Here is a 26,494-nt window from a genome sequence, read left to right as displayed (position 1 = left end):
TCGCACCCGCGGAACGGGGCGTTGGAAGAGTACCGGAGTGCTCAGGGAGCCTGCGGAGGGGCCAGCAGCGACGCGTAGGTGTCGGTCGCCGCGGCCGCGGCGACCTGGGCCTGCTCGGTGGACGGTCCCGGCGCGGGCACGAACACCGCACCGCGGTAGTACGCCAGCTCCCGGATGGACTCCAGGATGTCGGCCAGCGCGCGGTGCGCCAGGCCCTTGGCCGGCTGGTTGAAGTACACCCGGGGGAACCAGCGGCGGGCCAGCTCCTTGATCGAGGAGACGTCGACCATCCGGTAGTGCAGGTGGTCGTCCAGGGTCGGCATGTCCCGGGCCAGGAATCCCCGGTCGGTGCCGATCGAGTTCCCGCACAGCGGGGCGCTGCGGCGCTCGGGGACGAACCGCTTGACGTAGGCGAGCACCAGCTCCTCGGCCTCGGCCAGGGTCACCGTCGACGCGCGCACCGCCTCGGTGAGCCCGGACTTGGCGTGCATGGCCACCACCACGTCGTCCATGCCGGCGAGGGCGTCCTCGTCGGCGTGGATGATCACGTCCAGGCCCTCGTCGAGGACGTTGAGCTCCGAGTCGGTGACCACGACGGCGATCTCGACGAGCTTGTCCGACGCCAGGTCCAGCCCGGTCATCTCGCAGTCGATCCAGACCAGGTTGTGCGCTCCGTTGCCTGCCACGGAACCGGACAGTACGCACCACCGACCCCCGAGGTCCCACCCGCCGCACGGCGCGGCGCGCGGAGGGCCGACCTGAGGGCCCGGCGCCGGTGCGCTGCGGTCTCGCCTGCCGCAGGAGCGCTCCCCATGACGCTGGACACCCACCTGGCCGACGTCGGCCGGACGGCGCCCGCCTCCGTGCGCGCCGTCGCCCGGCACCCGCTGGCCGCGCTGCGCTGGCTCTGCGGCGGTTGGCTGCTGGCCTTCGCGCTGACGATGCTTTGCTCCTCGTGGGACGTCTCCTGGCACTTCACGTAGCTGCGCGACGACCTCGCCCCGCCGCACCTGCTCAACTCCGCGGGCACCGTGCTCGTGGTCGCCCTGGTCGTGGTGCACAGCCGCAGCGGTCGGGGGGTGGACCGCCGGGCGCTGCGCTGGATGCAGGTGGGGACGGCGACGTTCCTGGTCGCCGTGCCGGTGGACATCATCAACCACCGGGTCAACGGCCTGGACATCACCAGCTGGAGCCCCAGCCACGTCCTGCTCTACGTCGGCACCGGCATCATGCTGGCCGGCGCGATCCGCGGCTGGTGGCTGTACGCCGCACCGGGCCGGGTCCGGACGGCCGTGCACCTGGGGCTGTGGCTGTTCTTCCTGGAGAACGTGCTGTTCCCCAACCAGCACCAGGAGTACGGCGTGCTGTCCCTGGCCGCCTACCGCGACGGGCACACCACCGCCGAGCAGCAGCTGCTGGACTTCGCCGCCGGCCAGGGGTCCTCGCCGACCAGCTTCATGCTGCCGGTGCCGCCGTGGGTGCACCCGGCCTGGCTGGTCTGCGTCGGCCTGCTGACCCTCGTGGTCGCCCGCAAGGTCGTCGGCCTGCGGTGGACGGCGACCCTGCTGACCGCCACCTACCTGGGCTACCGGGCCGTCGTGTGGGGCCTGCTGGCCGCCACCGGCTTCCCGCCCTCGGTCCTGCCGGTGATGCTGCTGGCCGGGGCCGTGCTGGTCGACTGCGCGGTCACCTGGCGGGTGCCGGGCTGGGCGGCCGGTGTCCCCGTCGCCGCCGCGGTGTTCGCCGCCGCCTTCGTGCAGGAGTTCGTCGCGGTGATCCCGCCGTGGCAGTGGTCGGTCGCCCCGGTGGTGTGGATCGGTTTCGCCGTCCTGTGGGGGGTGGTCGACCGGGTCGGGCGCACCGGGCGGTGGGCCAGGTGGCGGGCCCCGCTGGCCCTGGACCACCGCGCCGCAGCGGTCGCAGGCGGCGCGCCAGCACCGTGAGTCCCGGTCGGGTCGCGGAGATGTCGTACCGTCGGACCCGATGACCCAGGAGGCCCGGTGCTGATCCTTCCGCCCTCGGGGCTCGAGACGGCCGCCGAGCGCGCCTTCTTCACCGAGCTCGGCAGCTGGGACACCGGCGGCTCGGTCCGCGGCGCGCTGGTGGCCTCCCTGGCGCTGTCCGACGGTCCGATGGACCGCCGGATCTGCGACGCCGTCGTGCTGGTGCCCGAGGGCATCGCCGTCGTCCGGGTGGTCGAGGTGGTCCGCCAGTCCGGCGTGGTCACCGTCCTGCCCGAGGGCTCCTGGACGATCGGGCCCGGCGCCGGACCCGGTGACGTGCTGCGGCTGGCCGGCGGCGGCTCCACGCCGCTGGACGGGCTGATGCGGGCCGGCATGGAGGCCGCCGTCCGGCTGCGCCGGGCCGGGCTGGAGCCCGGCCGGATCGCCCGCCTGACCGTGCTGCACGGGGAGCTCACCGGGCTCGTCCCCGCCGACGGCGACCTCGGCGAGGGCGACCAGGTCGCGCTGCTGGAGTCCCGCTCCCTGCTGCTGGGCATCGCCCGGGCCGGGCGCTACGCCGGCACCGACAACCCCCGCCTCTGGACGACGGCCGACGTCCGGGCCGCCCTGGAGGCGCTCGGCGTCCGCGGCCGCAGCCCCGCCGTCGAGGAGCTCAACGGCGAGGGCTTCCCCTACTCGCCCTACGTGCTGCGCCGCCGGGAGCTGCTGGCCCCGGCCACCCTGGCCAGCCAGCCGGCTGTGCGGACCGCCGCACCCACCGCGACGCCCACCGGCGTGCAGCCGGCCGTCACCCCGCTGGTGCCCGACTGGCCGGCGACCGGTCCCGGGTCCTCCGGGGCGCCGGTCGGCGGGCCGAACGGCCCGCTCGTCGACCCCGCCGCCGCGGCGGCGCTGGCCGCGGCCGCGGTCGCCGCCGAGCAGGCGCCGGCCCCGCGCCCCGCGCACGACACGGTGTCGCTCACCGGGGGCCCGTCCACCGGTGCGGCCCCGACCCAGCGGGAGCAGGAGCCCGAGCCGGCCTGGCACGAGACCCAGGCGATCGTGCCGCGCAGCGCGCCGCCCGCCGAGGTCGACCAGACCGACGGCATCGGCGGCATCTTCGCCGACGACCCCCACCCACCCCGGCAGGAGGAGCACCGCCCGCCCGCCTGGGCCACCGCCGCCCCGCCGCAGGCGCCCGAGCGCGAGCGACCCCGCCGGTCCCGGCGCGGCCTGCTGGTCGTGCTGGGCGCGCTGGTGCTGGTCCTGCTGCTCGGCGTCGGCGGGTTCCTGCTCACCCGCAGCGGGTCCGACGACGACGCCGCGGCACCCACGGTCACCCCCACCTCCTCGGCGGCCCCGACCACGACCGGCCCGGCGACGCCGGCCGGCCTGCCGGTCGGCACCACGCAGGTGGTCGGCGACACCGAGTACACCCTCGAGGTGGTCTCCTACGACATCAGCTGCCGGAGCCACTCCTACGGTGCGGTCACCAGCTTCTTCGGCACCACCGACTGCCTCGGGCTGTCCCGGTCGCTGTGGTCGGCCGAGGTCGACGGCGTGCCCGCGGTCGTGTCGGTGGCCCGGGTGACCATGCCCGACGCCACCCGGGCGCAGGCGCTGCTGTCGCTGACCGACGTGTCGGGCACCGGCAACGTCAGCGACCTGCTGCGGGAGGGGTCCCGGTACACCGGCGGCCCGGAGGCGCTGTCGGACGCGGACTACGCCAGCCTGCTGGCCGACGACGTCGCGGTCATCGTGGAGACCTCGTGGGTCGACGCCGCCGGGGACGCCGGGGCGCTGCAGCAGCTGGCCGACGACGGCGTGGAGCTGGTCCCCACCCGCTGACCCGGCTCAGGCTGCGGCTCAGGCGGTCGCGGCCGCCAGCGCCATCGCGGTCAGCCGGGCCTGCATCGCCGGGCGGGACAGCCGTCCGCCGCTGTGCGGGGTGGAGTTGATCAGCCCGAACAGGGCGTGCGCGCGGGCGCGGCACTCCGCGGTCGAGGCCTCGGGCGCGAGCGCGGCCAGCACCCCCACCCAGTGCTCCACGTAGCGCCGCTGCAGCCGGCGGACCTGCCGGGCGTCGGCCTCCGCCAGCGCACCCAGGTCGCGGTCCTGCACGGTGATCAGCGCGGGGTTGTCCAGGGCGAAGTCGACCTGGAAGGCGATCAGGCCGGCCAGCTGGTCGGCCGGGTCGTCGCCGGCGTCGGTGAGCACCTGCTCCGCCCCGGCCAGCAGGCGCTCGCTGATCCGCAGCAGCATCTCGGCCAGCATCGCGTCCTTGCTGGCGAAGTGCCGGTAGATCGCCGGGCCGGTCACCCCCACCGCCGCCCCGACGTCGTCGACCCCGACGCTGCGCGACCCGCGCTCGGCGAACAGCTGGGCGGCGGCCTGCAGGATCTGCTCGCGGCGCGACGGGCGCGCGGCATCGGCGTGCAGCGCGCTGTCCGGCTCCGCGGTCATGCCCGAGATGTTAACCGGAGTTCACCTCCTGCTGGACCGGCGACGTGAACCGTGGTTAACCTGTGCCCGTGGATGCGCCGGTGCTCAGCAGTACCCCGCCCGCCGACCCCGAGGTCGCCCGGGGGTGGGCCCAGCGGCACCGCGCGCTGGCCGACGACCTGGCCGAGCAGCTGCGCGCGGTGGCCGGCGGTGGCGGGGAGCGGGCCCGCATCCGGCACACCGACCGCGGCAAGCTGCTCCCCCGCGACCGGGTCGACACCCTGCTGGACCCGGGCAGTCCGTTCCTGGAGCTGTCCCCGCTGGCCGCGCACGGCCTCTACGACGGCGACGCCCCGGCCGCCGGGATCATCACCGGCGTGGGCCGGGTCGCCGGCCGCGAGGTGGTCGTGGTCGCCAACGACGCCACCGTCAAGGGCGGCACCTACTACCCGATGACGGTCAAGAAGCACCTGCGGGCCCAGGAGGTGGCGCTGCAGAACGAGCTGCCGTGCCTGTACCTGGTCGACTCCGGCGGGGCCTTCCTGCCCCGGCAGGACGAGGTGTTCCCCGACCGCGACCACTTCGGCCGGATCTTCTACAACCAGGCGCAGCTGTCCCGCCGCGGCATCCCGCAGCTGGCCGCGGTCCTGGGCTCCTGCACCGCCGGCGGTGCCTACGTGCCGGCGATGAGCGACGAGGCCGTGATCGTCCGCGAGCAGGGCACGATCTTCCTGGGCGGTCCGCCACTGGTGAAGGCCGCGACCGGTGAGGTGGTGACCGCCGAGGAGCTGGGCGGGGGAGACCTGCACAGCCGGGTCAGCGGGGTCACCGACCACCTGGCCGAGGACGACGAGCACGCGCTGCAGATCCTCCGCCAGATCGTCGGCACCCTGGGACCGGTGGCGCCCGCGCCCTGGGACGTCGTCCCCACCGAGGAGCCGGCGTACCCCGTCGAGAGCCTGTACGACGTCGTCCCCCCGGACAGCAAGACGCCCTACGACGTCCGCGAGGTCATCGCCCGGCTGGTCGACGGCAGCCGGTTCCACGAGTTCAAGGCGCTGTACGGGCAGACCCTGGTCACCGGGTTCGCCCGCATCCACGGGCACCCAGTGGGCATCGTGGCCAACAACGGCATCCTGTTCGGCGAGTCCGCGGTCAAGGGCGCGCACTTCGTGGAGCTGTGCGACAAGCGCAAGGTGCCGCTGCTGTTCCTGCAGAACATCAGCGGGTTCATGGTCGGCCGCGACTACGAGGCCGGCGGCATCGCCAAGCACGGCGCCAAGATGGTCACCGCCGTCGCCTGCGCCCGGGTGCCCAAGCTGACCGTGGTCATCGGCGGCTCGTTCGGCGCCGGCAACTACTCGATGTGCGGCCGCGCCTACTCGCCCCGCTTCCTCTGGACCTGGCCCAACGCTCGCATCTCGGTGATGGGCGGCGAGCAGGCCGCCGGCGTGCTGGCCACCGTCCGCCGCGACGGGCTCGAGGCCCGCGGGGAGACCTGGTCGGCCGAGGACGAGGAGGCCTTCAAGGCCCCGGTCCGCGCGCAGTACGAGGAGCAGGGCCACCCCTACTACGCGACCGCCCGGCTCTGGGACGACGGGGTCATCGACCCCGCCGACACCAGGACCGTGCTCGGTCTCGCGCTCACCGCGTGCTCGCACGCCCCCCTGGAGGAGGTCGGCTATGGCGTCTTCCGGATGTGAGTCAGACGCCCGCGATGCGCGGCGCGGTGGGGTCGGCACCCTCGCCGGCGGCGGCCTCGCGCTGGACGTAGTCCTCGATCTGCTCGACGTCGTGCGCGCTGCGCTTGGCCACGGCCAGCAGGTCGCTCATCTTGCTGACCTCCTCGACCTGCTCCTTGATGAACCACTGCATGAACTGGTCGGAGGCGAAGTCGTTCTCGCGGCGGGCGACCGCGGTGAGCTCGTTGATCTGCTCGGTGACGCGCTTCTCCTGCTCCAGGGCCAGCGCGATCGGCGCGACCACGTCGGAGAAGTCGTTGATCGGGGCCGGCAGGGCCGGGATGCGCACCTCGGCGTCGGCGTCGAGCAGGTAGCGCACCATCATCATCGCGTGGGTCCGCTCCTCGGCGGCCTGGTCGAAGAACAGCTGCGCGGTCTGCTGCATCGTCTGCTGGTCGTAGTAGACGGCGCACGCGACGTACTGCTGGTGCGCGGCGAACTCGTTGCCGATCTGCACGTTGAGCTGGTTCACGAAGGCTTCGGCGGCCACGGTGTCTCCTCTTCGGTGGCGGACGTCGACCGAACGGTACCGGGCACCCCCTCCCACCCCTTCCGCAGCGAGGCAGGCATGGCTAACCTCACCCCGTGGCCAAGCAGCAGCGCATGCCGAAGAAGAAGTGCTGCGTCGACAAGCCGCGCTGCGGCCGCTGCCCGCTCCGGGCGCTCGCCGAGGGCACGCTGCCGCCCGGCTACACCGTCAAGAAGCGCCGGCTGGTCAAGGTCGGCAAGGCCGACAAGGTCCTGGGGCGCGCAGCCTGACCTGAGCACGGCGGTGGACGCCTGATGTTCACCACCGTCCTGGTCGCCAACCGCGGCGAGATCGCGGTGCGGGTGATCCGCACCCTGCGCTCGATGGGCATCCGCTCCGTCGCGGTCTACAGCGAGGCCGACGCCGGCGCGCTGCACACCCGGGTCGCCGACCTCGCCGTCCCGATCGGCCCGGCCCCGGCCGCGCAGAGCTACCTGTCCATCGAGCGGGTGCTGCAGGCCTGCCGGGCCACCGGTGCCCAGGCCGTGCACCCCGGCTACGGCTTCCTGTCCGAGAACGTCGAGTTCGCCCGGGCCCTGGAGGCCGCGGGCATCACCTTCATCGGGCCGCCGGTCGCCGCCATCGAGGCCATGGGCGACAAGATCCGGGCCAAGGCCACGGTGCGCGCCGCCGGCGTCCCCGTCGTCCCCGGGTCCTCCGAGCCCGGGATGGACGACGACGCGGTGGCCGCGGCCGCCGTCGAGGCCGGGTTCCCGGTGCTGCTCAAGCCCTCGGCCGGTGGCGGCGGCAAGGGCATGCGGGTGGTCCGGTCGGCCGACGAGCTGCCCGAGCAGATCGCCGGCGCCCGCCGCGAGGCCCGGTCCTCCTTCGGCGACGACACGTTGCTGGTCGAGCGGTACGTGGGCAACAGCCGGCACATCGAGGTGCAGGTGATGGCCGACGCGCACGGCTCGGTCGTCCACCTCGGTGAGCGGGAGTGCTCGCTGCAGCGCCGGCACCAGAAGGTGATCGAGGAGGCGCCGTCGCCGCTGCTGTCGGCGCGGATGCGGGCCACCATGGGCCAGGCCGCGGTCGACGCGGCGGCCGCAGTGGGCTACACCGGGGCCGGCACGGTCGAGTTCATCGTCGACGCCGACAACCCGCGGGACTTCTTCTTCCTGGAGATGAACACCCGGCTGCAGGTCGAGCACCCGGTCACCGAGGCGATCACCGGGCTGGACCTGGTCGAGCTGCAGGTCCGGGTCGCCGCGGGGGAGCAGCTGCCCTTCGAGCAGGCCGACGTCGAGCTGGGCGGGCACGCCATCGAGGCCCGGGTCTACGCCGAGGACCCCTCCCGCGGGTTCCTGCCGCAGGCCGGCACCGTCGTCGCGCTGACCGAGGCGGTCGGCGAGGGCATCCGGGTCGACAGCTCGTTGGTCGAGGGCGGGGTCGTCGGCTCGGACTACGACCCGATGCTGGCCAAGGTGATCGCCTGGGGCCCCACCCGGGAGACCGCGCGGGGCCGGCTGGTCGCCGCGCTCGGCCGCACCGCCATCCTGGGCGTGACCACCAACGTGCCGTTCCTGCGCGCGCTGCTCAGCGACCCGGCCGTGGTGGCCGGCGACCTGGACACCGGGCTGATCGAGCGGCGCGGCGAGGAGCTCACCCGCGCCGAGGACCCGCCGGCCGGCATCTACGCGGCGGTGGCGATGTCGTTGCTGGTGGACGACGAGACGGGCGGCACGGGTGGGATCCGGGGGCAGGGCGGGGCAGTGGTGGTGGATCCGTGGACGGTGCCCGGTGGCTGGCGGGTCGGGGAGCACGCGTGGACCCCGCGCCGGCTGGTCGTCCCCGGCGGCGAGCCGGTCGTGGTGCGCACCCGGGGTCGGGCCGGCGACGGCGAGGTCCGGGTGGGCGAGGGCGAGCCGATGCGCGCCCGCGCCTGGCGGCAGGACGGCCGGCTGGCCGTCTCGCTGGACGACGTGACCACCTGGTACGCCCTGGCCCGGGACGGCTCGACCGTCTGGCTGGGCGCCGAGGGCTTCGCGCTGCCGTTCCGGCTGGTCGAGCGGACGGCGGGCGCGGGGACGGCGGCGCTGGCCGGTGGCGTGGTGACCGCCCCGATGCCGGGGACGGTGACCCTGGTGCGGGCCGCGGTCGGCGACGAGGTGACGGCGGGGACCCCGCTGCTCGTCGTCGAGGCGATGAAGATGGAGCACGTGCTGGTCGCGCCGATCGACGGCGTGGTCGACGAGCTCCCCGTGACGGCGGGCCAACAGGTCCGGCTGGACGAGCAGGTGGCCGTGGTGATCCCGCGGACCCCCGAGGAGGACTGAGCGATGCTGGACTATCGGCTCGACACCGAGACCGAGGCGCTGCGGACGATGGTCCGCGAGTTCGCCAACGAGGTCGTGCGCCCGCAGATCGGCGCCTTCTACGAGGCCGACGAGTTCCCCACGGCGATCGTGCGCCAGATGGGCGAGCTCGGGCTGTTCGGCCTGCCCTTCCCGGAGGAGTACGGCGGCTCCGGCGGTGACTACTTCACCCTCTGCGTGGCGCTGGAGGAGCTGGCCCGGGTCGACTCCTCGGTGGCCATCACGCTGGAGGCCGGCGTCTCCCTCGGCGCGATGCCGATCTTCCGGTTCGGCACCGAGGAGCAGAAGAAGGAGTGGCTGCCCCGCTTGTGCGCGGGTGAGGCGCTCGGCGCCTTCGGGCTGACCGAGGCCGGCGGGGGCTCCGACGCCGGCTCCACCCGGACGACGGCGAAGCTCGAGGACGGCCAGTGGGTGATCAACGGGTCCAAGGCGTTCATCACCAACTCCGGCACCGACCTGACCGAGCTGGTCACCGTCACCGCCGTCACCGGCACCAAGCCCGACGGCGGCAAGGAGATCTCCGCGATCATCGTGCCCTCGGGCACGCCGGGCTTCGTGGTCGGCCAGCGGTACTCCAAGGTCGGCTGGAACGCCTCGGACACCCGCGAGCTGTCCTTCACCGACGTCCGGGTGCCCGAGGAGAACCTGGTCGGCGAGCGCGGCCGCGGCTACGCCCAGTTCCTGTCCATCCTCGACGAGGGCCGGATCGCGATCGCCGCGCTGGCCGTCGGGCTGTGCCAGGGCTGCGTGGACGAGAGCGTGAAGTACGCCGCCGAGCGCGAGGCGTTCGGCCAGGCCATCGGCCGCAACCAGGCGATCTCGTTCATGATCGCCGACATGGAGGTCCGGGCCTCCACCGCGCGGCTGGCCTACTACCGGGCCGCGGAGAAGATGCTGCGCGGCGAGCCGTTCAAGCGCGAGGCCGCGATCGCCAAGCTGTACAGCTCGGAGATGGCGATGGAGAACGCCCGCTACGCCACCCAGGTGCACGGCGGGTACGGCTTCATGAACGAGTTCCCGGTCGGCCGGTTCTACCGGGACGCCAAGATCCTGGAGATCGGCGAGGGCACCAGCGAGGTGCAGCGGATGCTCATCGCCCGCTCCCTCGGCGTCGGCGCCTGACCCCTCCGTACTCCCCAGCGTCGATCAGGGGGGTGCGCCGGAGTCCGTCCTCCTGCACCAGAGCTGGTGCAGGAGGACGGACTCCCGCGCAGGTGGACGCCCACCACCCGTCGAGGCGGTACAGTTTCCGGTACCACTCGTCGATGGAGGTCCCGTGTCCGTCACCGCCAGCGAAGCGCGCCAGCGGCTCTTCCCGTTGATCCAGGAGGTCAACGAGGACCAGACAGCCGTCGAGATCGTCTCGAAGAACGGCACGGCCTTCCTGGTCTCCGAGGACGAGTACCGATCGCTGAAGGAGACCGTGTTCCTCCTGCAGTCCCCGGCGAACGCTGCACACCTGCGGGAGAGCCTGGCGCAGGCGCGAGCCGGTGAGGTCCAGGAGCACGAGCTGCTCCCGTGAGGGTGGTCTTCACGCCGAACGGCTGGCGTGACTACACCTCGTGGGTGGGGGATCGGAAGACGCTCACCAGGGTCAACCGGCTCATCGTCGAGGCTGCCCGCGACCCGGGGGTGGGCACGGGGAAGCCCGAGCGGTTGAGCGGAGACCTGTCCGGTTGCTGGTCGCGACGCATCGACCAGGAGCACCGGCTGGTCTACCTCGTGGACGGCGACGACCTGGTCGTGCTGCAGGCGCGCCGCCACTACTGACCTCGGCGCGCCGCTCCCCGCGGGCTCAGGCGGTGACGTCGACCAGCACCTTGCCGACGACGGCGTCCTGCACGGCCTGGTGCGCCGCGGCGGTGTCGGCGAGCGGGTAGGTGTGCAGCGGCAGCCCGGCGTCCTCGCCGACCCGGATCGCCCCGGCGGCCAGCGCAGCCGTGATGTCGTCGACCGCGTGGCCCTTGGCCGTGGCCGGCGCGGTGTAGACCAGCACGAACTGGAAGCGGGCGTTGGGGCCCATCAGTGCGCGGACCGGCAGGGTGAACTCGGTGCCGCCGTCGTCGGCGTAGATCGCCACCGACGCGTGCGGCGCCAGCACGTCCACGTCCTTCGCGGCGTTGGCCACGATCGACACCTCGACGACGGCGTCCACGCCGCGCGGGCTGATCTTCTTGATCTCGGCGACCACGTCCTGGGTCGTGTAGTCCACGACGTGGTCGGCGCCGGCCGCGGCGGCCAGCTGCGCCTTGCGGGGCGAGCTGATCGTGGCGATCACCGTCGCGCCGGCCCAGTGCGCCAGCTGGATCGCCGCGTTGCCGACCGCGCCGGCGCCGCCCTGCACCAGCACGACCCGGCCCTCCAGGGTGCCGGGGCCGATCCGGTCGGGCAGCTCCTCGGCCACGGTGAGGCAACGGTGCGCGGTCATGAACGGGATGCCCAGCGCGGCGCCGAGGTCGAAGCCGTGCTCGCCCAGCGGCACCGCCTGGTGCGTGGGGACGACGGTGTACTCGGCCGCGGTCCCGGTGGCGCGCTGCCAGGCGGCCTCCCAGACCCACACCCGCTCGCCGACCCGGCCGGCGTCCACGCCGGGGCCGACGGCGTCGACCGTGCCGCTGCCGTCCTGGTCCGGGGTCTTGCCGCTGTCGCCGGGGTCGGCGGTGCTGCGGGACTTCCAGTCGGTCGGGTTGACCCCGGAGTACGCCAGCCGCACCCGGACCTCACCCGGCCCCGGTTCGGGGGTGGGCAGCTCGGTCAGCTGCAGGACGTCGGGGCCACCGGCTTGGGTGTAGGTGATCGCTCGCACGCCCCCTGCCTACCCCTCCCGGCCCCCGCCCGCAGCACCGGGGCTCCGGACGGCTAAAGGCGGGCGAGCTCCTCGGCCAGCGGACCCAGGCCCAGCGGACCGAGGTCCAGGACCTGGCGGTGCCACTCGACCAGGTCGAAGGCCTCGCCGTGCCGGGCCCGGGCCTCCTCACGGCAGGTGAGGAAGACCCGCTCGCCGACCTTGTAGACCGGCGCCTGGCCGGGCCAGCCCAGGTAGCGGTGCAGCTCGTCGACCAGCATCTGGTCGTCCATCGACACGTGGTCGCGGAGGAACTGCAGCGCCACGTCGTAGCTCCAGCGGTCGGCGTCGATGCCGTGCCCGGGCGGGATCGGCAGGTCCAGGTGCACCCCGATGTCCAGCACCACCCGGGCGGCCCGCAGCTCCTGGGCGTCGAGCATGCCCAGCCGGTCGCCGGCGTCGTCCAGGAAGCCCAGCTCGCCCATCAACCGCTCGGAGTACAGCGCCCAGCCCTCGGCGTGCGCGGAGCAGAAGTTCAGCATCCGCTGCCACCGGTTCAGCGAGGCCGAGTTGTGCACCGTCTGGCCGATCTGCAGGTGGTGGCCGGGCACGCCCTCGTGGAAGACCGTGGTTGTCTCCCGCCAAGTGGTCATCTCGTCCACGCCGTCGGGCAGCGACCACCACATCCGGCCCGGGCGGCTGAAGTCCTCGGTCGGGCTGGAGTAGTAGACGCCGGCGCCCGAGGTCGGGGTCAGCCGGCCCTCGATCCGGCGCACCGGCTCGGGGATGTCGAAGTGGACGCTGTGCAGCGCCGCGATCGCCCGGTCTGCGGTGTCCTGCAGCCAGCGCTGCAGCGCGTCGCGCCCGCGGACCAGCCGCGCCGGGTCGGCGTCCAGCACGGCCATGGCCCCGGCGACGCCCTGCCCGGGCGCGATGGTCTCGGCCACGGCGGCCTTCTCCGCCACGATGCGGGCCAGCTCCGCCCAGCCCCAGGCGTACGTCTCCTCGAGGTCCAGGTCGGCGCCGGTGAAGAACCGGGACTCCAGGGCGTACCGCTCGCGGCCGACGCCGTCGGCCTCCGGGGCGCGGGGCAGCAGGCTGCGCTCGACGTGGTCGGCGAACCGGAGCAGCGCGTCGTGCGCGCCCTCGACGGCCCGGTCCAGCTCGGCGCGCAGCGACGCCGGGGCCGGCTCGGTGAACGTGGTGAAGAAGCCGGGGACGTGCGGTGTACCGGCCCACTTCCGGGCCAGGGCCGCGGTGAGCCGGACCTGCCGGACGGCGGAGACCCGGCCGGCGTCGGCCGCGGCGTCCAGGCCGGCGAGGTACCCCTCGACCGCGGCCGGGAGGGCGGCCAGCCGGGCGGCGATCGTGGCCCAGTCGGCCTCGGTGTCCACCGGCATGAAGTCGAAGGTCTGCCGGAACGCCTGCAGCGGGGACTCGGTGCTGTTCAGGTCGGCGGCGGCCCAGCCGGAGTCCAGCCGGGCGAGCTCGGACTCCAGCCGCTCGACCATGGCGGCCCGGGCGACCTCCTCGCGGTGGTCGGCCGCGGGGCAGCCCCGGACGTCGGCCACCGTGCGGCGGAGCAGGTCGGCCCGGGCGGCGAGGCCGGCGGGGGAGAGGTCCGGCCACGCGTCGTCGTACCCGGGGACCCCCAGGTAGGTGGCGATGGTCGGGTCGATCGCGGCGTAGGAGTCGACGAACCGGTCGGCGAGCTGCTCCAACGGGGTCATCGGCCCACCGTAGGGGGGTGGGCCGATGACCGGGTCGTCAGGAGAGCGGGATCAGACCTGGAAGCCGCGCTGGCGGCGGACCAGCTTCTTCACCATGAACAGCGTCTGCAGCACGGTCAGCAGGTAGAGCACCGGCCAGCCGATCGACAGGATCGCCGACTGCAGCCCCACGCTCTGCTGGCTCCAGGCGAAGATCAGCACCGCGAAGGTGGCCGCCGCGCAGACCAGCGGCATCACGTAGGCCGAGCCACGACCACGCTCGGCGGCGGCCTGGGCAGCCCAGTTGTCCTTGTCCGAGCGGGCGAAGAACTGGGTCCACGCGGTGAGGAAGTGCCCCATCCGCAGCCACATGTAGAGCTCGGCGGGCACGGCCAGCAGGGCGTAGAAGATGTCCGAGGCGCTCTTGTCGTGCATGGACGCCGCGATCCGCAGGTTCAGCATCGTCGCCACCGCCGGCGGGATCAGCCAGACCGGGTTGAACACGAAGGCGTCGATGCTCAGCGCGGCGGCCAGCAGCAGCAGGAACGCCATGCGGCTGAAGATGTTGAGCACCATCGCGATGTTCTCGTACCAGCGCAGCCGCAGGTTGGGGTGCAGCGGCTGGCCCTTGGTGTCCCCGCGCTGGCCGGGCCACAGCAGGTCGATGCCGCCGTAGTTCCACTTCACCTGCTGGCCGTGCAGGGAGCGCAGGGTCTCCATCGGCCCCACGTTGGCCCGGGCACGGGCGCTGATCTTGGTGCTGAACCCGGCGTCCTTGATCTGCAGGGAGAGCTTGGAGTCCTCGACCTCGGAGTCGCGCACCCACGGTGCGGCCTGGTGGTTGAGGTACATGACCTGCTCCAGCGCACGCACGCTGAACAGCGAGCACTGGCCGCCGAGCACGGCCATGTTCCGGCCGCGGACCAGGTTGTCCATGTTGAACCCGGCGAACTGGGCGCGCTGCCCGGCCACCAGGAACTTGGCCATCGGACCCTTCACGGTGGACTTGTCGAAGGAGTAGATCGCCGAGAGGCCGCCGATGCGCTGGTCGGTGACCATCTCCTTCTCCATCCACTCGACGCAGAAGCGGTCGAGGGTGGTGTCGCCGTCCACGCCGAGGATGTAGTCGTGGCCGCGGCTGACGTAGTAGCCGTAGTTCAGCGCGCCGACCTTCTTGTCCGGGTTCACCCCGATGTCGTGCACGTGCACGACGGTCGAGTACGTCTCGCCCTTGACGGTGCGCTCGTGCTCGCCGACGAACTCCCCGGCGATCTCGCCGGTGTCGTCGTCGGTGTTGTTGATGACGACGTGGATGGTGTCCGGCGGGCGGGTCTGGGACAGGATCGAGGCGAGGACGGCGCGGATCGTGCCCTCCTCGTTGTAGGCCGGGATGACGCAGGCGATCGTGGCGTGCCGACGGCTGGACGTGCTGCGCCCGTCGGAGAACTCGGCCGGCACCAGGGTGCTGACGTCGGGGATCTCGCCCCCGCTGCGGGCGAGGAGGGTGACCCGGTCGGTGGACCGGCGCATGCCTCGCGTGGTCAGGTCGGGGACGGCGAGCTCGGTCACGGGGTCTCCTGCAGGGCGGTGAGGGGCAGCACGAGGCTGTCGAGGACGGTCTGGCGGAAGTAGCGCTGCGACCCGGGCTCGGTCTCGACCAGCAGGTCGAACTGGAGGTCGACGGTCACCGACGTGGCGCCCTCGGCCGACGCGGGCAGGGACAGCGCCGTCCCGTAGGTGTACGGGGCCTGCAGGGCGAATTCGCCCTGGTCGTCGGCCAGCGACGTGCGGGTGGTGCCGTCGTCGAGCACGGCGGCGAACCGGGTGACGAGGACCTCGAGGTCGGCGTCGTCGCCGCCCTCGAGGTGGGCCGACAGCTGCAGCGACTTCTCGTCGGCGGCGGTCCAGGTCGTCGGCGACCCGGAGGTCCACCAGTCCACGACCAGCTGGCGCTCGCCGGCGGCGACCACGTGGGTCACCGAGCCGGGGTCGAGCTCGCCGGCCGGGCGGGGTGCGACGGTGGGCTCGGCGACCTGGACGGCCTCGACGGCGGCCGTCGGGGTCGGCTCGGCGGTCGGCGACGCCGACGTCGTCCGGGCCGCGGTGGTCGAGCGGTCGGCCAGCGACGGGCTCATGCTCACGTCGGGGAACTGGCATGCGCTGAGCGCGGCGGTGCCGGCGAGCACGGCCCCGACGAGGAGGGTGCGGGACCTCGCGGTCCGGCGGGTGCGGGCGGGTGGCCTCACGGGAGAGCTCCTGGCTGGCGGCGCAGGGCCGCGGTCTGGGGGAGGGTGAGCACCCCGGATCGCCGTCGTCCCGGGCTGTTGGTGATGACCCTGTTACCGCCCGTCACAGGGGTCAAGGACCGCCGGGGATGACCAAACCCGAAGGGGTCAGGCCGGACCGCTTTCCACCCGCCGGGGTGACCGACCCCCGGCGTCCCTACTCCGCGTCACCGGCTCAGACGGGGCTGATCCGCAGCGTGAGCGCCGCGCGGCCGGCGTCGGTGCGGGCGGTGGCCAGCCGCTCGGCCGACGGCGTCCCGTAGTCGGTGGTGCGCTGGCGGGCCGGCCGGCCGATCCCGGCGGCCATCGACTCCAGCTGCGCGACGGTCTTCAGCGAGCCGTTCTCGCTGCCGGCCATCCGGCTGATCGTCTCCTCCATCAGCGTGCCGCCCAGGTCGTTGGCGCCGCCGGTCAGCACCACCTGGGTGCCGGCGTCGCCGAGCTTCACCCAGGAGGTCTGGATGTTGTCGATGCGGCCGTGCAGCAGCAGCCGGGCGACGGCGTGCACGGCCCGGTTCTCCCGCATCGTCGGCCCCGGGCGGGCGACGCCGGCCAGGTAGACGGGGGAGTTGTGGTGCACGAAGGGCAGCAGGACGAACTCCCGGAACCCGCCGGTGCGGTCCTGCAGCGCGGCCAGGGTGCGCAGGTGGCCGACCCAGTGGTGCGGGGCGTCGACGTGGCCGTACATCATCGTGGAGGTCGACGGGATGCCCACCGAGTGCGCGGTCTCCACGATCTCCAGCCAGGTCGCGGTCGGCAGCTTGCCCTTGGTGAGCACCCAGCGGACGTCGTCGTCCAGGATCTCGGCCGCGGTGCCGGGGATGGAGTCCAGCCCGGCCTCCTTGGCGGCGAGCAGGAAGTCGCGGAAGGACAGCCCGGTGCGGGCCGCGCCGTTGACGATCTCCATCGGGGAGAAGGCGTGCAGGTGGATGTCGGGCTGCCGGCGCTTCACCTCGCGGGCCAGGTCCAGGTAGGCGGTGCCGGGCAGGTCGGGGTGGATGCCGCCCTGCATGCAGATCTCGGTCGCCCCGCCGGCCCAGGCCTCGTCGACCCGGTCGCCGACCTGCTCCAGGGACAGCGTGTAGGCGTCGGCGTCGGTGCGCCGCTGGGCGAAGGCGCAGAACCGGCAGCCGGTGTAGCAGACGTTGGTGAAGTTGATGTTCCGGTTCACCACGTAGGTGACGTCGTCGCCGACCACGTCGCGGCGGACCGCGTCGGCCAGGGCGGCCAGCGCCTCGAGGTCGTCGCCGTCGGCGCCGAGCAGGGCCAGGTACTGCGCGTCGGTCAGCCCGGCCGGGTCGGCCTCGGCGTGGGCCAGGGCGGCGTGCACCTCGGGGTCGCCGGCGGCGATCGCGGTGGACAGCCCGCTGCGGGCGCCGGTGGTGCGCTCCCGCAGCTCGGCCCAGTCGCCGTAGACGGCGTCGAAGTCGCTGCGCCGGTCGTCGGTGCGGCCCTCCGTGTCGATCGAGGTGTGCAGGTCGACCCGCCCGGAGGCGCCCCAGGTCTCGTCGGGCTCCTGCCACGGCAGCCCGACCGGGCTGCGGCCCTCGACGGCCAGCCCGTCCGGGCCGGCCAGGGCGGTGACGTGCGGGCGCACCCGGGGGTCCAGCCACGGCTCGGGCTGCTGCACGTAGCCGGGCTGGGCGGCCAGCCGCTCGCGGAGGGTGTACCCGGCCTGCGCGGTCAGCTCGGTGAGGGTGTCGATGTGCGGCCAGGGCCGCTCGGGGTTGACGTGGTCGGGCGTGAGCGGGGAGACCCCGCCCCAGTCGTCGACGCCGGCCCGCAGCAGCAGGCCCAGCTCGGTCGGGTCGGTGAGGTTCGGCGGGGCCTGCACCCGGTGCTTGGGGCCCAGCAGCAACCGGGTGACGGCGACCGCGGCCAGGTACTCCTGCAGCCCCAGGTCGTCGGCGGCGGCCATCGCCGTCCGCCGCTTGGCCCGGAAGTTCTGCACGATCGTCTCCTGCACGTGCCCGTGCCGCTGCGCCGCGGCCCGGATCTGCAGCACGGCGTCCACCCGCTCGGCCGGGGTCTCGCCGATGCCCAGCAGCACGCCGGTGGTGAACGGGACGGCGGACCGGCCGGCGTCCTCGAGCACCCGCAGCCGGACGGCGGGGTCCTTGTCCGGGGAGCCGAAGTGCGGGCCGCCGGGCTCGGTGAACAGCCGGGTGGCGGTGGTCTCCAGCATCATGCCCATCGACGCCGAGACCGGCTTGAGCCGCTGGATCTCCTCCCAGGTGAGCACGCCGGGGTTCAGGTGCGGGAGCAGCCCGGTCTCCTCGAGCACCCGGATCGCCATGGCCCGCAGGTAGCCCAGGGTGGAGTCGTAGCCGTGCGCCTCCAGCCACTCGGCCGCGACCGGCCAGCGGTCCTCCGGCCGGTCGCCCAGGGTGAACAGGGCCTCCTTGCAGCCCAGCGCGGCGCCGTCCCGGGCGATCTGCACGACCTCGTCGGGGGACAGGAACGGGGCCTTGCCCTCGGCGCGCAGCTGGCCGGGCGTGGTGACGAACGTGCAGTAGTGGCAGCGGTCCCGGCACAGGTGGGTCAGCGGGATGAACACCTTGCGGCTGTAGGTGACCACCCCGGGGCGGCCGGCGGAGGCCAGGCCGGCGTCGCGCACCCGGGTGGCCGCGGTGAGCAGCCGGTCCAGCGGGTCGCCGGCGGCCAGGCCGCGGGCCGACAGCAGCGTCTCGGCCTCGAGGGCGTCCAGCGCCACCCCCCGCTCGGCCCGGACCAGGGCGCGGCGGACGGCGGACTCGGAGAAGGGTGCGTCGGACATCGATGCCCAGTGAACCCCTACGGACGGCGGAAGGCGCGGCCCGCCCCGTCGGTCCAGCGGCCGCGCAGCCGCAGCAGCGGGTCGCGGGACTCGTCCAGCACCGGGACGGCGAGCACCTCCAGCAGCACCACGGTGTGGTCGCCGGCCTCGACCAGCCGGTCCACCCGGCAGTCCAGCGCGGCGACCCCGCCGGTGAGCACGACGGCGCCGCTGTGCTCGGCCCGCTGCCAGGGCACGGTCTCCAGCAGGTGCCGTGCGCTGGGCCGCCCGGCGGAGGCGAACCGGCTGGCCACGATCTCGTGCTCGGCGGCCAGCAGGGTCAGCGCGCCGGACCCGACGGTCTCCAGCACCTCCAGCGGGTAGCCGCCGGTGGTCAGCGCCACGGCCACCAGGGGCGGGTCGGCCGAGACGCTCATGACCGAGCTGACCGTCGTCCCGACGTCGTCGATGTCGTCCTGGACGCACAGCAGCGCGACCCCGGCGGCGTACTGGCGGAGGGCCTGGGCGAAGTCCGCGGGGTCGACCGGCATGCGGCCAGTCGACCACACGGGCGAGACTGTGCCGGTGACTGCGGACCAGACCTTCGACGTGATCGTGATCGGAGCCGGCTCGACCGGCGAGAACGTGGCGGACGTCGTCGTGAAGGGCGGGCTGACCGCCGTCCTCGTGGAGAGCGAGCTGGTCGGCGGCGAGTGCTCCTACTGGGCCTGCATGCCCAGCAAGGCGCTGCTGCGCGGCACCGAGGTGCTCGAGGAGGCCCGCGCGGTCGGCGGCGCCGCGGCGGCCGTCACCGGTGAGCAGGACGTCGCGGCCACCCTGGCCCGCCGCAACTCCTTCACCAGCAACTGGGACGACTCGGGCCAGGTGACCTGGGTCGACGGCGCGGGGATCGCGCTGGTCCGCGGCGCCGGCCGGCTGGACGGCGAGAAGCGGGTCGTGGTGACCGCCGCCGACGGCAGCACCAGCACGCTCACCGCCCGGCACGCGGTCGTGGTCTGCACCGGGTCCGAGGCCGCCGTCCCGCCGCTGGAGGGCATCGACGACGTCGAGGTCTGGACCGCCCGCGAGGCCACCAGCGCGCAGCAGGTCCCCGGCCGGCTGGTGATCCTGGGCGGCGGCGTGGTGGGCGTGGAGATGGCCACCGCGTGGTCCGCATTGGGCTCGCAGGTGACGCTGCTGCAGCGCGGTGACCGGCTGCTGGCCGGCCAGGAGCCCGAGGCCGGTGACGCGGTGGCTGCGTCCCTGCGCGACCGCGGGGTCGACGTGCAGCTGAACACCTCGGTGACCGCCGTGCGCAAGGACGGCGACGGGGTGGTCGTGGTGACCGGCGCCGGCGAGGTGCGCGGCGACCAGTTCCTGGTCGCCGCCGGGCGCCGGGCGCGCACCGGCGACATCGGGCTGGACACCGTCGGCCTGGCGCCGGGGGAGTACCTGGACGTCGACGACACCCTCCGGGTCCGCGGCGTGGACTGGCTCTACGGCGTCGGCGACGCCAACGGCCGCCGGCTGCTCACCCACATGGGCAAGTACCAGGCCCGCCAGGCCGCCGCGGCGATCGTCGCCCGGGCCACCGGCGAGCAGGTCTCGATGGCCGACTGGTCACCGTTCGTCGCCACCGCCGACGCCGCGGCCACCCCGCAGGTGACGTTCTCCATCCCGCAGGTCGCCTCGGTGGGCATCACCGCCGCGCAGGCGGAGGAGCAGGGGATCGCGCACACCGTCGTCCGGTACGAGCTGGGCAACGTGGCCGGGTCGGCGCTGTTCGCCGACGGCTACGCCGGCAAGGCCGTGGCCGTGGTGGACACCGACCGGCAGGTGCTGGTCGGCCTGACCTTCGTCGGCCCGGGCGTCTCGGAGATGCTGCAGGCGGCGACCATCGCCGTCGTCGGCGAGGTGCCGATCAGCCGGCTCTGGCACGCCGTCCCGGCCTACCCGACGATGAACGAGGTCTGGCTGCGCCTCCTGGAGACCCTCCGGGATCAGTAGAAGGACCACACCGCCCCCCACCCCTCGCAGGCTCGGGCCGGGCCCCTGCGGCGCGGCCGGACGAGATCGTCCCTGCGGGGCTCTACGGGAGCGGGTAGGGCGCGGCGTCGGGGGCCGGGAGGTCGCCGTCGACGGTGGCGGTGACCGTCATCCGGCCCAGCGTCGCCCGGCCGCCGAACAGCGACAGGAACGCGGTGTCCGCGGCGTCGCGGCCGTGGCAGATCCGGACCAGGGACGACGTCGGCGCCAGCCGCGTCGGGTCCACGGTCTTCCACACCCCGTCGACGTCGGCCTCGACCACGGCGTGGAAGTCCATCGGCGACAGGCCGGGGGCGTAGACGGCGACCAGCCGGGCCGGCACCTCCAGCGCGCGCAGCAGCATCACGGTCAGGTGCGTGTAGTCCCGGCAGACGCCGGAGCCGGCCAGCAGCGTGTCGATGGCGGTGTCCACCGGCCGGCTGGCGCCGGCGACGTAGACCAGCCGGTCGGTGACCCACTGCGCGACCTGGCCGACCAGCGCGCCGCGCTCGACGTCCTGGTCGAACTCGCGGGCGGCGAACCCCTCGACCTGGTCCGACGGGCAGTAGCGGGAGGGCCGCAGGTACTCCGCCCAGTCGGCGGCGGTGACCTCGCGGGGCGCGCCGCCGGACTCGACCGACGCGCTGTAGGAGATGGTGGTCTCCCCGGCGGCCACCTCGAGCTTGTGCACCCGGGCGCCGTCCACCTGGGTCTCCACCGCGTGCCGCGGCTGGCCCGCCGACAGGATGGTCAGCTCCTCGGTGGTCGGCGCGGCGACCGCGACCTGCAGCAGCGCCGTCGCCGGCACGGGGGAGGAGATGGTCAGCGAGCAGGCGACGTCGGTGCGCATGGCCGCAGATGATCCCGGTCCGGCCGCCCCCGGGTCGAACCCGCGCGGTGTGTCGTCGGCCACCGGGTCAGGATGGTCCGGTGGCATGGCAGCGGTACGTGGCGATCGGGGACTCCTTCACCGAGGGCGTCGGTGATCCCGGCACCGGCCCGGACGAGCTCGTCGGCTGGGCCGACCGCCTCGCCGGGCACCTCGCCGCCGCCGGCGGTGGGGTGGAGTACGCCAACCTCGCCGTGCGCGGACGCCTGCTGCAGCAGGTGCTCGACGAGCAGCTGCCCGTCGCCCTGGAGCTCGCGCCGGACCTGGTGAGCCTGGTCGCCGGCGGCAACGACCTGCTGCGCCCGGGCGCCGACCCCGACGCGCTCGCCGTCGCGATGGAGGCCGCGGTGGTGCAGCTGCGGACCGCGGGCGCCGACGTCCTGCTGGCCACCGGCGTCGACCCGCGGCAGACCCCGCTGATCGGCCGGACCCGTGGCCGGTCGGCGGTCTACAACGCTCACCTGTGGTCGATCGCCGCCCGGCAGGGTGCGTACGTGCTGGACCAGTGGGGCGCCACCTGGGTGCAGGACGCCCGGATGTGGGACGTCGACCGCCTCCACCTGGGCAGCGAGGGCCACCGCCGGACCGCGCTGGCCGCGGCCGCCGTCCTCGGGGTGGACGTCGACCCGGGCTGGGCGGTGCCGCTGGACCCCGCACCGGTGCTGCCCCGCCGGGAGCGGATCGCCGGCGAGGTGGCGTGGGTGCGCTCGTTCGTCGTCCCGTGGGTGGGCCGTCGGGTGCGTGGCCGGTCGTCGGGGGACGGCCGGACGGCGAAGCGCCCGGTGCCGACCCCCGTCTGACGCCGGCTCCCCGCCTCAGGCCGGGGTGGCGACCTGCTCGACGGGCTCCCGGGGCGGCAGCGGGGCCGGCCGGCCGAACGCGTAGCCCTGGGCCATCGTGCAGCCGTGCTCGCGCAGCCAGGTGGCCTGCTCCTCGTCCTCGATGCCCTCGGCGATGACCTCCAGGCCCATGCCCTGACCCAGCTGCAGCAGGCCCTGGACCAGCGCGGCCGTGGAGGGCTCGGTGACCACGTCGGCGACGAAGGAGCGGTCGATCTTCACGGTGTGGATCGGCAGCCGGTGGAGCGCGGTGATGGCCGAGTAGCCGGTGCCGAAGTCGTCCAGGGCCAGGGTGACCCCGCTGGCGGTGACCTCGGAGACCGAGCGGAGCGTCGCCTCGGCGGCGAACAGCGCGGTGGACTCGGTGATCTCCAGCTCCAGGCGGCCGGACTCCAGACCGGACTCCTCCAGCGCGGTGGCCACCAGCTCGGAGAAGCCGGGCTCGGCCAGGTGCCGGGCGGAGATGTTGACGTGCACCCGCAGCTCCGGGTCCCAGTCGGCGGCGTCGGTGCAGGCCCGCCGGAGCACCCAGGCGCCCAGCTTGGAGGTCAGCCGGTTGTTCTCCGCGGCCTCGAGGAAGGCACCCGGGGGCAGCAGCCCGCGGGTGGGGTGCTGCCAGCGGATGAGCGCCTCGTAGCCCAGCAGCCGCTCGTCGGCCAGGGCGACGATGGGTTGGTAGAACAGCCGCAGCTCGCCGGCGTCCACGGCGTGCCGGAGGTCGCTCTCCAGCTGCAGCTGGTCGACGTCGCCGCCGCTGAGCGCCTCGTCGTGCACCTCGATCCGGCCCCGGCCGCCGTTGGCCTTGGCCCGGATGAGCGCCCCGTGCGCCTGCTTGAGCAGGGCATCGGGGGCGGCGTCCTGGCCCAGGGTGAGGGTCAGGCCCATGCTCGCCGACAGCACGATCTCGCGGTCGTTGACGTGGAAGGGGTCGTCGAGCACCCGCATGAGCCGGTCGGCCAGGGTCCGCAGGCCGTCGACGTCGACGACCTCCTCGGCCAGCACCAGGAACTCGTCGGCGCCCAGCCGGACGGCGGTGTCCTCGACCCGGGTCGACCAGCGCAGCCGGTCGGCCACCTGGCAGAGCAGCTGGTCGCCGGCCTCGTGGCCGAGGGAGTCGTTGACCGCCTTGAACCGGTCGAGGTCCAGGTAGACCAGGCCGACCGGACCGCCGCGGCGGCGGGAGATGTTCAGCGCGTGCTGCAGCCGGTCGGTGAGCGAGCGCCGGTTGGGCAGCCCGGTCAGCGGGTCGGTCAGCGCCCGGCGGACCAGGTCCTCCTCGGCGCGCCGGCGGTCGGTGACGTCGACCAGGGACAGCACGACGAAGTGCGGGTCGCCGTTGGTGCGGTGCACCAGCTCGCGGGCCTGCTGCACCCACAGGGTGCTGCCGTCGGCGCGCTGCAGCCGTCGCTCGCCCAGGACCTCCAGGTGCGGGTCCAGCGGTGTGCGGCCGGGCACCGGCATGCCGGGCTGGTCGGCGACCGGGGTGTCGTCGGGGTGGGCAAGCACGTCGAGGTGCTCGCCGACCAGCTCGTCGGCGGTGCGCCCGGTGAGCGTGCACAGCGCGGGGTTGACCACGAGCATGCGCCCGTCGACGGCGACGACGGCCTTGCCGATCGGCGCGGACAGGAACAGCGCCCGGAAGAGCTGGCCCCGGTCGGCGAGCAGGGTGTCGACCGCCCGCGGCCCGCTGGGGCCGCCGGGCGTCGGCGGGGTCGGCGGGACGGAGAGGCTCACCGGCACACTGTCGCCCATGGAACGGCCCGGACGGCGCAACTCCGGTGGTGCGTCGCAACTGAGGAGACATGTTCCGTCACAGGATGGGAGTTCTGCTGTCAGAAGTGGCCGGTGGGACGACGAGTCCCGGCGGAGGTGCTGTGGCGTGACTCGCACCGCACACCGGAATCCTGGGCGTCCCGGCACGGCTGGGCCGGACATGGACTTGTTCTCACCCGTGCAGCTCGGCGACCTCGAGCTCGCCAACCGCGTCGTCATGGCCCCGCTGACCCGGACCCGCTCCGGTGACGCCGGCATCCCCGGCGACCTCGTCGTCGAGCACTACGCCCAGCGCGCCGGCCTCGGCCTCATCGTCACCGAGGGCACCTACCCCAGCCACGAGTCCCGCTCCTACCCCGGCCAGCCCGGCATCGTCACCGACGAGCAGGCCGCCGGCTGGGCCCGGGTCGCCGACGCCGTGCACGCCCGCGGCGGCCGGCTGGTCATGCAGCTCATGAACGGCGGCCGGGTGTCGCACACCGCGATCACCGGCACCGACCGGATCGTGGCGCCGTCGGCCATCGCCGTCCCGGGGGAGGCGCACACCCCCGAGGGGAAGCTGCCCTACCCGGTGCCGCACGCGCTGACCACCGAGGAGGCCGTCGCGGTCAAGGCGGAGTTCGTCGCCGCCGCCCGCCGCGCGGTGGACGCCGGCCTGGACGGCGTCGAGGTGCACGGTGCCAACGGGCACCTGCTGCACGAGTTCCTCGCCGTCGACGCCAACACCCGCACCGACGTCTACGGCGGCAGCCCGGAGGCCCGGGCCCGCTTCGTGGTCGAGGTCGTCACCGAGGTCGCCGCGGAGATCGGCGCCGGCCGGGTCGGCCTGCGCATCTCCCCCCAGCACGGCGTGCAGGGCGTGGTCGAGCCCGACGCCGACGACGCCCGCGCCACCTACGGCGCCCTGGTGGACGCCCTGGCGCCGCTGGGCCTGGCCTACCTGTCCGTGCTGCACGCCGACCCGGCCGGTGAGCTGGTCCAGGACCTGCGGCGGCGATTCGGCGGCCCGCTGATGGCCAACACCGGCTTCGCCACGCCGACCGAGCGCGACGAGGCGATCGGCTACGTCGAGTCCGGCCACGCCGACGTCGTCGCCGTGGGTCGCGCGGTCATCGCCAACCCGGACCTGGTCGAGCGCTGGGTCGGCGGCCACCCGGAGAACGCCCCGGACGGCTCGACCTTCTACGGGGCCGGCGCGAAGGGCTACACCGACTACCCGACGCTGAGCACCGCCGGCGCCTGACCCGCGCGCAGCACCCTCCCCGGGCCCGATCGCACCCTGCGGTCGGGCCCGGCTGCTGTGCAGGAACACCGATGGGTGGTTGAGTGTTCAATCGAGCGACCGAGGAGGTCACGACATGGACAAGAAGATCGGTTTCCTGAGCTTCGGGAACTGGAACCCCGGCCGGGGGTCGCAGGTGCGCACCGGCCGCGAGGCCCTGGTGCAGAGCGTCGAGCTGGCCGTGGCCGCCGAGGAGCTCGGCCTGGACGGCGCCTACTTCCGGGTGCACCACTTCGCCCGGCAGCTCGCCGCGCCGTTCCCGCTGCTCGCCGCCGTCGCCGCCCGCACCTCGCGGATCGAGATCGGCACCGGCGTCATCGACATGCGCTATGAGAACCCGCTGTACATGGCCGAGGAGGCGGCGATCACCGACCTGCTCGCCGACGGCCGGCTGCAGCTGGGCATCAGCCGGGGATCACCGGAGACGGCGCTGCGCGGGGCCACGGCCTTCGGCTACGCCTTCGACGACGACGGCGGGGACCTGGCCCGCCAGCACACCGACCTGTTCCGCGCGGCGATCGCCGGCGCGGGCGTGGCCGACGCCGACCCGCGGATGACCGGCGGGGTGACCGGACGGCTGGGCATCCAGCCCCAGGCCGCCGGGCTGGGCGACCGGATCTGGTGGGGCTCGGGCACCCGCGGCACCGCGGAGTGGACCGGCCGCCAGGGCATGAACCTGATGAGCTCGACCCTGCTCACCGAGGACACCGGCATCCCGTTCGACGAGCTGCAGGCCGAGCAGATCGAGCGCTACCGCGCCGCGTTCGCCGACGCCGGCTTCGACCGCGAGCCGCGCGTCTCGGTCAGCCGCAGCGTGATGCCCGTGGTCACCGACGAGGACCGGATGTACTTCGGCGATCGGTCCGGCGAGGACCAGGTCGGCATCCTGGACGGCGCCCGCTCGCGGTTCGGCAAGAACTACGCCGGCCCGCCGGACCAGCTGGCCGAGGAGCTGGCCAAGGACGCCGCAGTGCGCGAGGCGGACACCCTGCTGCTCACGGTGCCCAACATGCTCGGCGTGGACTACAACGTCCGGCTGCTGGAGACCATCGTCCGGGACGTCGCCCCGGCGATCGGCTGGACCCGCAGCGCCTGACCCCGCACGGACGACGGCCCCGCACCCGGGGGCGGGTTCTAACGGTCGCTGCAACACCCGAGCACTTCGGGAGTTGCAGCGACCG

General features: G+C 74.0%; 24 protein-coding genes. 13 read left to right on the top strand and 11 right to left on the bottom strand.

Going from position 1 to position 26,494, the window contains the following annotated elements; translation table 11 throughout:
• Window positions 1-41: 41 nt before the first annotated feature.
• Window positions 42-686 (bottom strand): oligoribonuclease, encoded by a 645-nt coding sequence (gene orn, locus UXQ13_RS18175; RefSeq protein WP_336392657.1) that lies wholly within the window; start codon window positions 684-686, stop codon window positions 42-44.
• Window positions 687-812: 126 nt separating this feature from the next.
• Between orn and UXQ13_RS18170 the strand changes: the two genes are divergently transcribed.
• The 3 genes from UXQ13_RS18170 to UXQ13_RS18160 are packed head-to-tail and all read left to right on the top strand — an operon-like array spanning window position 813 to window position 3,791.
• Window positions 813-983: a hypothetical protein gene (locus tag UXQ13_RS18170; protein WP_336392656.1), complete on the top strand. Its 171-nt coding sequence runs from the start codon at window positions 813-815 to the stop codon at window positions 981-983.
• Window positions 984-1,037: 54 nt separating this feature from the next.
• Complete coding sequence (locus UXQ13_RS18165; protein WP_336392655.1) at window positions 1,038-1,943, top strand: hypothetical protein; 906 nt, start codon at window positions 1,038-1,040, stop codon at window positions 1,941-1,943.
• Between the two features lie 57 nt (window positions 1,944-2,000).
• Entirely contained in the window at window positions 2,001-3,791 is a 1,791-nt protein-coding gene (locus UXQ13_RS18160; RefSeq protein WP_336392654.1) for a hypothetical protein, read from the top strand.
• Between the two features lie 18 nt (window positions 3,792-3,809).
• On the opposite strand, the gene UXQ13_RS18155 is transcribed toward UXQ13_RS18160, so the two are convergent.
• Complete coding sequence (locus UXQ13_RS18155) at window positions 3,810-4,406, bottom strand: SACE_7040 family transcriptional regulator (RefSeq protein WP_225232494.1); 597 nt, start codon at window positions 4,404-4,406, stop codon at window positions 3,810-3,812.
• 68 nt (window positions 4,407-4,474) lie between these two features.
• On the opposite strand from UXQ13_RS18155, the gene UXQ13_RS18150 reads away from it, so the two are divergent.
• Window positions 4,475-6,088, top strand: coding sequence for a carboxyl transferase domain-containing protein (locus tag UXQ13_RS18150; RefSeq protein WP_336392653.1), 1,614 nt, complete (start codon window positions 4,475-4,477; stop codon window positions 6,086-6,088).
• A gap of 1 nt (window position 6,089) precedes the next feature.
• Here UXQ13_RS18150 and UXQ13_RS18145 read toward each other — a convergent pair whose 3' ends face one another.
• Entirely contained in the window at window positions 6,090-6,617 is a 528-nt protein-coding gene (locus UXQ13_RS18145; RefSeq protein ID WP_225232492.1) for a ferritin, read from the bottom strand.
• A 95-nt stretch (window positions 6,618-6,712) separates the two neighbouring features.
• Between UXQ13_RS18145 and UXQ13_RS18140 the strand changes: the two genes are divergently transcribed.
• From UXQ13_RS18140 to UXQ13_RS18120, 5 genes are all read left to right on the top strand, one after another.
• Entirely contained in the window at window positions 6,713-6,886 is a 174-nt protein-coding gene (locus UXQ13_RS18140) for a hypothetical protein (RefSeq protein WP_225232491.1), read from the top strand.
• 24 nt (window positions 6,887-6,910) lie between these two features.
• Window positions 6,911-8,932, top strand: a complete 2,022-nt coding sequence (locus tag UXQ13_RS18135; RefSeq protein WP_336392652.1) for an acetyl/propionyl/methylcrotonyl-CoA carboxylase subunit alpha — start codon at window positions 6,911-6,913, stop codon at window positions 8,930-8,932.
• 3 nt (window positions 8,933-8,935) lie between these two features.
• Entirely contained in the window at window positions 8,936-10,093 is a 1,158-nt protein-coding gene (locus UXQ13_RS18130; protein WP_225232489.1) for an acyl-CoA dehydrogenase family protein, read from the top strand.
• 154 nt (window positions 10,094-10,247) lie between these two features.
• Window positions 10,248-10,493: a type II toxin-antitoxin system Phd/YefM family antitoxin gene (locus UXQ13_RS18125; protein ID WP_225232488.1), complete on the top strand. Its 246-nt coding sequence runs from the start codon at window positions 10,248-10,250 to the stop codon at window positions 10,491-10,493.
• Window positions 10,490-10,741 (top strand): Txe/YoeB family addiction module toxin, encoded by a 252-nt coding sequence (locus UXQ13_RS18120; RefSeq protein WP_225232487.1) that lies wholly within the window; start codon window positions 10,490-10,492, stop codon window positions 10,739-10,741. The genes UXQ13_RS18125 and UXQ13_RS18120 overlap by 4 nt, the downstream gene beginning before the upstream one ends.
• Before the next feature lie 25 nt (window positions 10,742-10,766).
• Here the strand turns inward: UXQ13_RS18120 and UXQ13_RS18115 are convergent, their stop codons facing one another.
• The 6 genes from UXQ13_RS18115 to UXQ13_RS18090 all read right to left on the bottom strand — a co-directional run bounded on the left by UXQ13_RS18115 (window position 10,767) and on the right by UXQ13_RS18090 (window position 19,056).
• Window positions 10,767-11,777, bottom strand: coding sequence for an NADPH:quinone reductase (locus tag UXQ13_RS18115; RefSeq protein WP_225232486.1), 1,011 nt, complete (start codon window positions 11,775-11,777; stop codon window positions 10,767-10,769).
• 53 nt (window positions 11,778-11,830) lie between these two features.
• Window positions 11,831-13,486, bottom strand: coding sequence for a DUF885 domain-containing protein (locus UXQ13_RS18110; protein ID WP_225232485.1), 1,656 nt, complete (start codon window positions 13,484-13,486; stop codon window positions 11,831-11,833).
• Window positions 13,487-13,537: 51 nt separating this feature from the next.
• Window positions 13,538-15,034, bottom strand: a complete 1,497-nt coding sequence (locus tag UXQ13_RS18105; RefSeq protein ID WP_336392651.1) for a glycosyltransferase family 2 protein — start codon at window positions 15,032-15,034, stop codon at window positions 13,538-13,540.
• Window positions 15,031-15,711, bottom strand: coding sequence for a hypothetical protein (locus UXQ13_RS18100; protein ID WP_225232483.1), 681 nt, complete (start codon window positions 15,709-15,711; stop codon window positions 15,031-15,033). Before UXQ13_RS18100 ends, UXQ13_RS18105 begins: the two co-directional genes overlap by 4 nt.
• Before the next feature lie 214 nt (window positions 15,712-15,925).
• The gene (locus UXQ13_RS18095; RefSeq protein ID WP_336392650.1) at window positions 15,926-18,526 is read right to left on the bottom strand and encodes a bifunctional FO biosynthesis protein CofGH; all 2,601 of its coding nucleotides are present in this window, start codon (window positions 18,524-18,526) and stop codon (window positions 15,926-15,928) included.
• 17 nt (window positions 18,527-18,543) lie between these two features.
• The gene (locus tag UXQ13_RS18090) at window positions 18,544-19,056 is read right to left on the bottom strand and encodes a flavin reductase family protein (protein WP_225232481.1); all 513 of its coding nucleotides are present in this window, start codon (window positions 19,054-19,056) and stop codon (window positions 18,544-18,546) included.
• Between the two features lie 34 nt (window positions 19,057-19,090).
• On the opposite strand from UXQ13_RS18090, the gene UXQ13_RS18085 reads away from it, so the two are divergent.
• Complete coding sequence (locus UXQ13_RS18085) at window positions 19,091-20,512, top strand: dihydrolipoyl dehydrogenase family protein (protein ID WP_336392649.1); 1,422 nt, start codon at window positions 19,091-19,093, stop codon at window positions 20,510-20,512.
• Window positions 20,513-20,594: 82 nt separating this feature from the next.
• On the opposite strand, the gene UXQ13_RS18080 is transcribed toward UXQ13_RS18085, so the two are convergent.
• On the bottom strand, window positions 20,595-21,443 hold the full coding sequence (locus tag UXQ13_RS18080; RefSeq protein WP_336392648.1) for a transglutaminase-like domain-containing protein: 849 nt from the start codon (window positions 21,441-21,443) through the stop codon (window positions 20,595-20,597).
• A 17-nt stretch (window positions 21,444-21,460) separates the two neighbouring features.
• Here UXQ13_RS18080 and UXQ13_RS18075 point away from each other — a divergent pair, with 17 nt between their 5' ends.
• Window positions 21,461-22,219: an SGNH/GDSL hydrolase family protein gene (locus tag UXQ13_RS18075; protein ID WP_336392647.1), complete on the top strand. Its 759-nt coding sequence runs from the start codon at window positions 21,461-21,463 to the stop codon at window positions 22,217-22,219.
• A 15-nt stretch (window positions 22,220-22,234) separates the two neighbouring features.
• Here UXQ13_RS18075 and UXQ13_RS18070 read toward each other — a convergent pair whose 3' ends face one another.
• The gene (locus UXQ13_RS18070) at window positions 22,235-23,992 is read right to left on the bottom strand and encodes a putative bifunctional diguanylate cyclase/phosphodiesterase (protein ID WP_336392646.1); all 1,758 of its coding nucleotides are present in this window, start codon (window positions 23,990-23,992) and stop codon (window positions 22,235-22,237) included.
• A 199-nt stretch (window positions 23,993-24,191) separates the two neighbouring features.
• On the opposite strand from UXQ13_RS18070, the gene UXQ13_RS18065 reads away from it, so the two are divergent.
• The gene (locus tag UXQ13_RS18065) at window positions 24,192-25,274 is read left to right on the top strand and encodes an alkene reductase (RefSeq protein ID WP_336392645.1); all 1,083 of its coding nucleotides are present in this window, start codon (window positions 24,192-24,194) and stop codon (window positions 25,272-25,274) included.
• Between the two features lie 115 nt (window positions 25,275-25,389).
• Entirely contained in the window at window positions 25,390-26,409 is a 1,020-nt protein-coding gene (locus UXQ13_RS18060; RefSeq protein WP_336392644.1) for an LLM class flavin-dependent oxidoreductase, read from the top strand.
• The last annotated feature ends 85 nt before the right edge of the window (window positions 26,410-26,494 follow it).

It is taken from the genome of Klenkia terrae, assembly GCF_037083865.1.
Classification (GTDB): domain Bacteria; phylum Actinomycetota; class Actinomycetes; order Mycobacteriales; family Geodermatophilaceae; genus Klenkia; species Klenkia terrae.
The sequence above is the reverse complement of the archived record's forward strand: the minus strand, read 5'-3'. Positions and strand labels throughout refer to the sequence as shown.